The 10042-nt window shown below is 58.0% G+C and carries 13 protein-coding genes; all 13 read left to right on the forward strand.

The annotated features are described in order from the left end of the window. Positions 1–92 precede the first annotated feature (92 nt). Positions 93–941, forward strand: a complete 849-nt coding sequence (locus EV586_RS12555) for a DUF116 domain-containing protein (RefSeq protein ID WP_132945461.1) — start codon at positions 93–95, stop codon at positions 939–941. A gap of 140 nt (positions 942–1081) precedes the next feature. Continuing rightward, positions 1082–1951 carry a UbiA-like polyprenyltransferase gene (locus tag EV586_RS12560; protein ID WP_132945462.1) on the forward strand — a complete coding sequence of 290 codons (870 nt, stop codon included), beginning with the start codon at positions 1082–1084 and terminating at the stop codon, positions 1949–1951. Positions 1952–2056: 105 nt separating this feature from the next. Beyond that, complete coding sequence (locus EV586_RS12565; RefSeq protein ID WP_132945463.1) at positions 2057–3121, forward strand: AI-2E family transporter; 1065 nt, start codon at positions 2057–2059, stop codon at positions 3119–3121. Positions 3122–3201: 80 nt separating this feature from the next. After that, positions 3202–3453: an IreB family regulatory phosphoprotein gene (locus tag EV586_RS12570; RefSeq protein WP_087458891.1), complete on the forward strand. Its 252-nt coding sequence runs from the start codon at positions 3202–3204 to the stop codon at positions 3451–3453. Positions 3454–3455: 2 nt separating this feature from the next. Then, positions 3456–3878 (forward strand): Holliday junction resolvase RuvX, encoded by a 423-nt coding sequence (gene ruvX / locus EV586_RS12575; RefSeq protein ID WP_132945673.1) that lies wholly within the window; start codon positions 3456–3458, stop codon positions 3876–3878. Between the two features lie 9 nt (positions 3879–3887). After that, positions 3888–4172, forward strand: a complete 285-nt coding sequence (locus tag EV586_RS12580) for a DUF1292 domain-containing protein (protein WP_132945464.1) — start codon at positions 3888–3890, stop codon at positions 4170–4172. Positions 4173–4272: 100 nt separating this feature from the next. Further along, a complete protein-coding gene (locus EV586_RS21140; RefSeq protein ID WP_165898571.1) occupies positions 4273–4494 on the forward strand; it encodes a hypothetical protein in 222 nt (73 codons plus the stop codon). Positions 4495–4586: 92 nt separating this feature from the next. Further along, on the forward strand, positions 4587–5654 hold the full coding sequence (mltG, locus tag EV586_RS12585) for an endolytic transglycosylase MltG (protein ID WP_165898572.1): 1068 nt from the start codon (positions 4587–4589) through the stop codon (positions 5652–5654). Between the two features lie 87 nt (positions 5655–5741). Continuing rightward, positions 5742–5909, forward strand: coding sequence for a hypothetical protein (locus tag EV586_RS21145; protein ID WP_165898573.1), 168 nt, complete (start codon positions 5742–5744; stop codon positions 5907–5909). Between the two features lie 90 nt (positions 5910–5999). Beyond that, positions 6000–6626 (forward strand): O-methyltransferase, encoded by a 627-nt coding sequence (locus EV586_RS12590; protein WP_207893900.1) that lies wholly within the window; start codon positions 6000–6002, stop codon positions 6624–6626. A gap of 29 nt (positions 6627–6655) precedes the next feature. Next, positions 6656–7303 carry a uridine kinase gene (gene udk / locus EV586_RS12595; RefSeq protein WP_132945467.1) on the forward strand — a complete coding sequence of 216 codons (648 nt, stop codon included), beginning with the start codon at positions 6656–6658 and terminating at the stop codon, positions 7301–7303. Positions 7304–7370: 67 nt separating this feature from the next. Beyond that, a complete protein-coding gene (locus tag EV586_RS12600; RefSeq protein ID WP_132945468.1) occupies positions 7371–9110 on the forward strand; it encodes a peptidoglycan D,D-transpeptidase FtsI family protein in 1740 nt (579 codons plus the stop codon). Positions 9111–9246: 136 nt separating this feature from the next. After that, on the forward strand, positions 9247–9948 hold the full coding sequence (gene sigK, locus EV586_RS12605) for an RNA polymerase sporulation sigma factor SigK (RefSeq protein ID WP_132945469.1): 702 nt from the start codon (positions 9247–9249) through the stop codon (positions 9946–9948). Positions 9949–10042 lie beyond the last annotated feature (94 nt).

Raw genomic sequence — 10042 nt, forward strand, 5'->3', positions numbered from 1 at the left:
GGGCTGGGCGAGGTTGGTGCCAGAGGCGTATGAACTCGGCAATGCTTCGGGTATGCTAGTAGCATGGCAATGTGTGGCAGGAGGGATAAGGAATGGCAAACGTCGAAACGACGTCCGCAGAAGCGGAAGAAACGAAGATTGCTCCCCGCAAGCTCGGGGATACGTGGGACGGCTGGGCCGGCAAGATCGAGGAGAACAACGGCGACTTGGAGACGACGCCTTGGGTGTTTCTCGGATTCACATCGATCGTCTTGTCGCTGCTCAATGTGGCGGGATGGCTGGCCCTGTACTTGGTCCAGCCGCGGCTGATGGAGCTGCCGGAGTGGGCGATGCGCACCGTCGTGATGGGCGCGGCCGGGGTGCTCGGCGCGGTCGACCTGGTGTTCCTGCTGATCGGCGCCACGGTGCTGACCGGCCTGAATTTTGTGCCCTTCTTCAAGGGGCGCCACATCGCACTGTCCGGCATCATCCCGTGGACGGTGAAGATCTCCAGCCTGTTTGGCATTTCGAAAGACCGCATGTCCAACTCGATTCTGCAGGTCGGCAACAGCCTGACCAGCGTCAACCAGGCGAACATCCAGCGCGAGGAGCTGCTGATCTTGCTGCCGCGCTGCCTCGATCAGGGGACGCGCGAAGACATCAAGAAGGTGACAGCCAAATACGATGTGGACTTCCACATCTGCGCCGGCGGCCAGATGGCGCGCCAACTGCTCGCCGAGAAGCGTCCCAAAGGCGTGATCGCCGTCGCTTGCGAGCGCGACTTGATGGCCGGCGTGCAGGATGTCGGCGCGGCGATCCCGGTGATCGCCATCGCCAACAAGCGCCCGGAAGGTCCGTGCCGCAATACGAACATCAATTTGACGGAGATGGAAAACGCGATCCGGATGTATCTGGGCAAAGACCTGATCAAAGAAGTGGAAGGCGAACTGGTCAAGTCCTAAAAGATCAAGATCGATCTCGATCGATCTTGTGAAACGATCGGATCGCACCCGCAGGCCGGAAGTTCATAAATGGGTTGACAACCCCCCTTTTGATCGCTGTAATAGAGAAGTATGCTATGTGATCAATAGGGGGCTTCTTTATGTCTAAGATTCGTCTCTTTCTCGAGATGATCAAATTTGAACATACGATCTTTGCTCTGCCCTACGCCTACATCGGCATGGTGATGGCTTCGTACTACACCACACAGTCCTGGCCGCCTCTGATGACCTTCGTCTGGGTCACCTTGGCGATGGTCGGCGCCCGCAGCGCCGCGATGGGGCTGAACCGGGTGATCGACGCGGCGATCGACGCGCGCAACCCGCGCACGGCGAACCGCGAGATCCCGAGCGGCAAGATCAAGAGCGTGGAGGCGTGGCTGTTCATCATCGGCTCGCTGGCCCTGCTCGGCGTCTCCGCGTACATGCTCAACCCGCTGTGCTTCGCGCTCTTGCCGCTGGCGGTGGCGGTGCTCGTGCTCTACCCGTACTGCAAGCGCTTCACGTGGGCCTGCCATCTGGTGCTCGGCCTCGCCGACTCGTTTGCGCCGCTGGGCGGCTGGATCGCTGTGACCGGCTCATTCGATATGCCGTCGCTGCTGCTGGCCGGTGCCGTGGCGGTGTGGATCGCGGCGTTCGACATCATCTACGCGTGTCAAGACGTGGAGTTTGACAAGAAAAACGGGCTGCACTCGATTCCGGTGCGCTTTGGCATCGCCGGGGGCCTGCGCCTGTCGCGGATGATGCACATATTGACGATCGTGCTGTTTGCGCTCGTCCCGCTCTACGTCGACCTTGGCATCGTGTACTGGATCGGCGTGGCGGCGGTGGCAGGGCTGCTCTGGTATGAGCACCGCATCATCTCGCCAAACGACATGAGCCGCATCGACCTCGCCTTTTTCACAGTCAACTCCTATGTGGCCTCGGTGGCGTTCGTGTTTACGCTGGCCGACATCGCGATTTCGCTCTGGTGATCGCAAGCAGAGCAGAAAGTGCTTGGAAAGCTCTCCAAATGGAGGGCTTTTTCACTTTTTGGGGCAAACTAACCCTGCCTGACATCGGCGGGAGGTGAGCACATCATGGAATCGTGGCGGCGAAGCCGCACGCTGTACACGCTGTTGGTCACGCTGCTGCTGCTCGCGTGCCTGTACCTGCTCTGGGAGCTCCGCGATGTGCTCCGGCTGTTCTGGGCGGTGTTGAGCGCGGTGCTGACGCCTTTTCTGATCGCGGTGATCATCGCCTATCTGCTCAACCCGCTGGTGGCGCGCCTGCATCAGCGCGGGGTGCCGCGCGGGGCGAGCATCTTGATCATCTACATCGTGTTTTTTCTGGTGATCACCGTCGTCCTGCTCAACGCGATTCCTCTGTTTATCGATCAATTGCGGGAGCTTAGCGAGCACCTGCCCCAATTGATCGAGGAGTTCGACGGCTGGATGGACAGCTTTAACGAAGACAAAAAGCGCCTGCCTGACGCGGTGCGCAAAGCGATCGATTCCAACCTGACCTCGTTGGAGTCCAAAGTCACCCGGATGATCACCAAGACGCTGGCGTCGGCCGGCAACACGATCGAAGGGGCGGTCGGCTGGTTTGTGGTGCCGTTTCTCGTCTTCTACATGCTGAAAGACCTCAAGGTGATGGAAAAGGCGGTGATCACCTTTTTCCCGCGCCAGAAGCGCCAGGAGATCATCCGTCTGTTCCGCTCGATCGACGAAGCGCTCGGCAACTACATCCGCGGCCAGCTCCTGGTCGCGATGGTCGTCGGGTCGCTGGCCTACATCGGCTATCTGATCGTCGGGATGCCGTATGGGGTGATCTTGGCGCTGATCGTGGCGGTGACGAACATCATTCCTTATGTCGGACCGTTTATCGGGGCGGCGCCGTCGCTGCTCTTGGCCTTTACGGTCTCGCCGTTCATGGCGCTGAAAGTGCTGATCGTCAACCTGATCGTTCAGCAGCTCGAAGGAAACGTGATCGGGCCGTACCTGATCGGGCGGACGCTGAAGCTGCACCCGATGCTGATCATCTTCGGCCTCCTGCTCGGTGGCGAGATGTTTGGCATCGTCGGCCTGATTCTGGCGATCCCGGTCGTGGCGGTGGGCAAAGTGATTTTGCAGCACGTGGTGTTGCACTACATGAAGCATTGACGTATAATTGTCCCGATTCCTGATTTGCGGAAAATGTTGCCTCTCAAGGCAAACAATGAAGTCGTAATGGGGTGTTCAATATGTCGTTTGACCGCACGATCAAGTTCAGCGGCCGCGAGGAAGACAGCGAAGCGAGACGGTCGCTTTTGATCGCATTTGAAGCTTTGCGCGTCAAAGGGTACAACCCGATCAACCAGATCTCCGGCTATCTGATCTCCGGAGACCCGGCGTACATCACCAACCACAACAACGCGCGCAATATCATTCGCAGCCTGGAGCGGGACGAGCTGATCGAAGAACTGGTGCGCGCCTATATGAGGGATCAAGGATGAACATGACCAGAACGCTTGGGATCGACTACGGCGACGTGCGCATCGGCATCGCCGTCAGCGACGCGATGGGCTGGACGGCGCAAGGCGTGGAGACGATCACGCGCAAGAGCGAGGACGCAGATCTCGCGCGCATCGGCGAGCTGATCAAGCAATATGACGTCGACACGATCGTGCTCGGCTATCCCAAGAACATGAACGGAACGATCGGGCCGCGCGGTGAATTGAGCGAGCAGTTTGCCGAGATACTAAAGGCTAAATTCAGCTTGCCCGTCGTTTTGTGGGACGAGCGGTTATCAACGATGGCAGCTGAGCGTATGCTGATATCAGCAGATGTTAGCCGCAAGAAACGCAAAGGCGTCGTCGACAAAATGGCGGCGGCCATCTTCCTGCAAAGCTATTTAGATAGACAACAACATGGAAAGTAGGTGCCAAGAATGAGCGAAGTGCAAACGGAACGCATCACCCTGACCGATGAAGACGGCACGGAGCATGAGTTTGACGTGCTGGAAATGCTTGAAGTCGACCAAAAGATGTATGCAATCCTCCAGCCGGTCGATGCACAGGATGAAGAAGCGGTGATCCTGCGCGTGGAGAAGGACGATGAAGGCAACGATGTCCTCGCCTACATCGAAGACGATGCGGAGTGGGATAAGGTCGCAGAAGAGTACGACACCCTCTTGTTCGAAGAGCAAGGCGGCAGCGACGAAGACCTGCAGTAGCAGACACCAGACAGGCGCTCCTCACGGGGCGCCTGTTTTTCATTCCCAGACATGGGCGGACGGGCGGCGGGCAATCCTAAGCGCGAGGGAGGTGGTTGTGATGAACCGGAACGTTCACATTCCCGATCCGTATCATCCGAACCAGGTCGACCTGCATCTGGACGAGGTGCAGCAGCGGGCGCTCGAACAGCTCGGGCTGTCCGAACAGGTGAACCGCCAGGGCCTCGACTCGCTCAGCCCGGAACAGGCCGCACAGGTCGGCCAGGTGATGGCGGAAGGCTTTGCAGCGTTGGCCGCAAACGTCAATCAGCAGTCGGAATAGAGGAAAGTCTGCCCGCATCTCATGGTGCGGGCTTTTCGCCCTTTGTCGAATTCAGTATAATAGTGGGGAATGAGTGGAGGTGCAGGTTTTTCATGACCAACAAACAATCCCCGAAGCTGCCGGCGCAGAAGCCTTCGCGCTGGAACAAGTGGTGGTATGTCTTCGCCGCTTGCATCCTGCTGATCGGGGGAGGGCTTTACTACGTGGAAGAACAGTTTCAGCCGCCTTTGGACAGTGGTCCGGCGATGGAAGTGGAGATTCCGATGGGAGCGTCGCCGCATGATATCGGCGTGATGCTCGTCGACAAACAGCTGATCAAGAATGCGAACTTTTTTAAATGGTATCTTGCGTATAAAGGCAGCTCAGGCCAGCTCAAGGCGGGCAAATACTACTTGCAGCCAGGCCTGACGATGGAAGAGATCGCCCGCGTGCTGGTCGATGGGGATGTCAAATACGGCACCACCCAGTTCACCGTGCCCGAGGGCTTGACGGTAGATCAGATCGCCGACAGCTTGGCCGAACAGAGCATCGTGGAGAAGCAGGCGTTTCTGAACGAAGTGCAAAACGGCAAGTTCGACTACGCGTTTCTGAAGGACATTCCGCAGGTCGAAGGGATGAAATACCGTCTGGAAGGCTACCTGTTCCCTGATACATACGAGATCTTCCAGAATGCGACTCCCCATGATGTGATCGACATGATGCTGCGGCAGACCGAGTCGATCCTGACCCCGGAGTGGCAGGAGCAGATGAAAAAGCAGAATCTCAACTTGCACCAGACGCTGACGCTCGCTTCGCTGATCGAGCGGGAGGCGCAGGTGGCCAAGGAGCGCCCGATGATCTCCGGCGTCATCCAGAACCGGATCAAAGCCAACCCGCCGATGAAGCTGCAGATCGACGCGACGGTGCAGTATGCGCTGGGCAAGACGAAAGAGACCTTGCTGTTTGAGGACCTCAAGATCGATTCCCCGTACAACACCTACCAGATCGACGGACTGCCACCGGGCCCGATCTCCACATCGGGGCGCGATGCGATTCGCGCGGCGTTGTATCCGGAGCAGCACGACTTCTATTTCTACGTCACGAAAAATGACGGCACGGGCGAGCATTATTTTGCCACGACGTTTGCCGAGCATCAGCAAAACATCGCCAAGAGCCAGTAAGCGGTGTAACGGCGGCGCTTGGAACAGGTAAAATAATCTGCCTCCAGAACGCGAAAACTACACCTATCGTCGAAGGAGGGAACCAGCATGAACAATCAGCAAGCGCAGGAGACTGTTCAAGTTACCCCCGAAGATATGGTGATCGATTATTTGATCGGCGAGCATGAGCTGGAAAAGCTCAGGCACGGATTTCAGGCCCCGATGGTCGCAGGACAACCCTGCGAACCGGGCGATGACCGGCCGGGCGGCGCTTGATCATCAACAGCAGAACCCATTGTCCTATACAGGAGAATGGGTTTTGTGATAACATGAATCTGTTTGTGTCCGAAGAAGGAGTTTTGCATGATGATCGATCCAACACTCGTTGCTTATTTGCGCGGCTTGGTGCCCGCGCGCAGCCCCTTGCTTCTGGAACTGGAGCAGCGGGCGGAAGCGGGCTTTGTGCCGATTCTCGATCTGGAGACGGTGAGCTTTCTGCAAGTCTTGCTGAAGATTGCGAAGCCCCGCCGGATCTTGGAGGTCGGCACAGCGATCGGCTATTCGGCGCTCGTGATGGCCGGCGCCTGCGAGGCGCAGATCACGACGATGGAACGCGACCCGGAGCGAGCCGCAGAAGCCCGGGCGAATTTTGCCAAGGCGGGGCTGCAGGATCGCATTGAGCTCTTGGAAGGGGATGCGCTGGAGCTGATCGGAGGCTTGGGTCACTATGATTTTGTCTTCCTCGATGCGGCGAAAGGGCAATACCCGCGCTTTCTGGAGCTGCTCGACCCGCATCTGGAAACGGGCGGCGTGCTGTTGTCGGACAACATTTTGTTCCAAGGCATGGTCAGCGGCCAGGAGGAAGTCAAGCACAAGCTCCGCACGATGGTCAACCGCCTGCGCGAATACAACGAACTGCTCGCGCATCATCCAGGCTATGAGACGACGTTTCTACCCTTGGGGGACGGGGTGTCCCTCTCGGTTAAAAAGTAGTAAGGCAGTACAGAAGGGGGAAGGAACAGATGCACAGACCGGTGCTGATAGGGATCGCAGGAGGAACAGGCTCTGGCAAGACATCTGTGGCCCGCGAGATCACGCATAACATCGATCCGGAGAACATCGTGCTGATCGAGCAGGACAACTATTACAAAGACCAGTCGCATTTGACGATGGCCGAGCGGGTGCAGACCAACTACGACCATCCGCATGCGTTCGACAACGATCTGCTGCTGGAACATCTGCACATGCTGCTGAACAACAAAGCGATCGAAAAGCCGATCTACAACTTCGCCGAGCATACCCGCGCTGACTACACGGAGCTCGTCGAACCGAAGCAGGTCGTGGTGCTGGAAGGCATTATGGCACTCGAAGATGAGCGGCTGCGCGACTTGATGGACATCAAGATCTTCGTCGACACCGACGCCGATGTGCGGATCATCCGCCGCATCCTGCGCGACATCAAAGAGCGCGGGCGCTCGATCGAATCGGTGGTCGAGCAGTACATGGGCATCGTGCGTCCGATGCACATGCAGTTCATCGAGCCGACGAAGAAATACGCCGACCTGATCATCCCGGAAGGCGGTCAGAACCGCGTCGCGATCGACATTCTCGTCGCGAAAGTCAACGACATCGTCAAAGGCGTCCTCGCCACGACCGGAGCAACCCCTTAACAGGGTTGCTCCGTTTTTTTTGCATAATTTTCGGTCACACTGGGTAAGGAAAGGAAGTGTGACGCTGATGGAGATTATGCATCGTAAAATTCAACGCCGCACCGCTCTGGTGCTCACCTTTTGCACGCTCGGGATCGTGGCGCTCGGCGGCCGCTTGGCATACATCCAGTTCTCGGCGCACGACATGCAGGGCCACGATCTGGTCGCGTCGGCCGTCGAGCAGCGCCGGGAGAAATTCGAACTCGACTCCGGCCGCGGCGACATCCTCGACCGCCACGGCGCGTCGCTGACCGGCAGCAAGATCAGCGGGATCGTCGTGCTGCCGGTCTGGCAGCACAACTTGGAGCGTCCGAAAATCAACGAGCTGGCCTTGCTGCTTAACACCAGCACCGAGCATCTGCTGGCTGCGCTGCAGGAAAAAACAGAACCGTTCCTGCTCCGCCTGCCCGACATGAGCGGCAACAAGCGCGTCGTCAAGCTGACCCCGGAACAGTCCGAAAAAGTGCGTGCGCTGAACCTGACCGGCATCTATGCCAAAGAGGTCAAAGTCCGCTACGACGATCTCTCGCTTGCCCGGCACACGGTCGGCTTTTTGGGCGAAGATCCGAACCTTGTCGCCAATACGTGGGGCGGGAAATATCCGCTCGATGAGCAGATCGGCAAGATGGGGCTGGAGTTTCAATATCAGGAAGAGCTGCGCGGGCTTGGCATTTCGCGCACCATCGCCTACTACTCGGACAATGCAGCCCGCCCGATCAACGGCTTGGGCATCCGCGAATCGACCGAGCAGAATCCCTCGCTGTCGGTCAAAACGACACTCGACCACGACATCCAGCGCTCCGTTGAACAGGCGATGGACCGCTATGGGATGAACAAAGCGGCGGTCATCGTGCTCGATGCGGAGACAGAAGACGTGTTGGCGATGTCCTCGCGCCCGAACTACGACCAGACCAAGCCGGTCGACGGCGACCAGTATCCGGTCAACCGCGCGCTGAAGGCGAATTTCCCCGGTTCGATTTTCAAAGCGGTGATCGCCCAAGCCGCCTTGGAGACGGGCGTCGTCTCGCCGACCGACCGATTCGAGTGCCCCGGCTACATCGAGATCGGCGACGGCCGCTTGAACTGCTGGACCAAGCACGGCACGGTGACGGCGGAGCAGGCGTTCGCCGAGTCGTGCAACGTGGCGTTTGCCCAGATGGCGATGAAGCTCGGTCGTGCGGAGATCGACACCTACGCGAAAAAATTCGGCTTGGGCGCTGCGGTCGGGATGACGAGCGGTGCACAGTCGCAGTTTTACGGAGAAGACCCGGGCAGCGTTTTCCTGAAGGAGGGTTCATCCGACCGCTTCCTTGCCAACACCGGGATCGGGCAGGAGGACGTGCGCACGACCCCGTTACAGGCGGCGCACCTGATGGCGATCTTCGCGAACAACGGCATGGCCCGCGAACCGCGCCTCGTGCAGTCGCTGCATACGCCGGACGGGCTGTTGTACAAAGATTTTGACACGGCGGAACGCAAGCAGGTGATCGACCGCCAGGCGGCTTATCAAGTGAAAAAGTGGATGCGCGAAGTGGTGGCGTCACCGGACGGCACCGCGCATATCCTGTCAAAAGCGCAGTTTCCGGTCGCGGGAAAAACGGGGACGGCGCAGACGGGCGACCCGAACGCGAACCACCAGTGGTTTGCCGGGTTTGGCCCGGTCGACAAGCCGAAGTACGTCGTCGTCGTGATGGCCGAGTCCGCGACGGGCACCCGTGCGACGGAGCAGGTCGCCTTGCAGATTTTCAATGCGCTGCCGAACCCTTAAAAAGCTGTCGAACCGTTAGAAATCCTGTTTGCAGGCGATCGTACAGGCACAGTGAACAAGCACCCACACATATATTGAAACACACTAGCCCAACTGTGGATCAGCGGGGCGAATCGTAGTGGGAGGTGACAGACTGATGCCTGGGTTTTTGACCGCGGTTGCGCTGCTGCTCAAAGAGATCACGCTGTTTGTTTCTTACATTAAAAACAATGCGTTTCCACAGCCTCTCTCCGAAGATGAGGAACGGAAAAATCTGCTGCTGATGGCCGAAGGGGACGAGAATGCCCGCAACGTGCTCGTCGAACACAATTTGCGTCTGGTCGCCCATATCGTGAAGAAGTTCGAGAACACCGGTGAGGACAGCGAAGATCTGATCTCGATCGGCACGATCGGACTGATCAAAGCGATCGAAAGCTACTCGGTGAACAAAGGAACTAAACTCGCGACCTATGCGGCACGTTGTATCGAAAATGAAATCCTGATGCACTTACGGTCGCTTAAGAAAACGAGAAAAGACGTCTCGCTGCACGACCCGATCGGAACGGACAAAGAGGGCAACGAGATCACGTTGATCGACGTGCTCGGCACCGACACGGACGACGTGATCGACGAGGTGCAATTGAAGCTGGAGAAGATGAAGATCTATTCGCGGATGAACCTGCTCGATGAGCGCGAACAAGAGGTGATCCGCGGCCGCTTCGGCCTGCCGGACGGAGAAGAGAAGACACAGCGCGAGATCGCGGAGGAGTTGGGGATTTCGCGTTCGTATGTGTCGCGGATTGAAAAGCGGGCGCTGACGAAGCTGCTGCACGAATTGCGGCCGAAGCGGGAGGACTGATTTTTAATAATGAAGCAATCGACCCTGGAGCAGTTTGCGTGGTCGGTTGCTTTTTTGTTGTCTTTAATCTTAAAATGTAACTAATCCATTGCAA

Origin of the sequence: Tumebacillus sp. BK434 (assembly GCF_004340785.1) — a bacterium.
In the GTDB taxonomy this organism is placed as follows: domain Bacteria; phylum Bacillota; class Bacilli; order Tumebacillales; family Tumebacillaceae; genus Tumebacillus_A.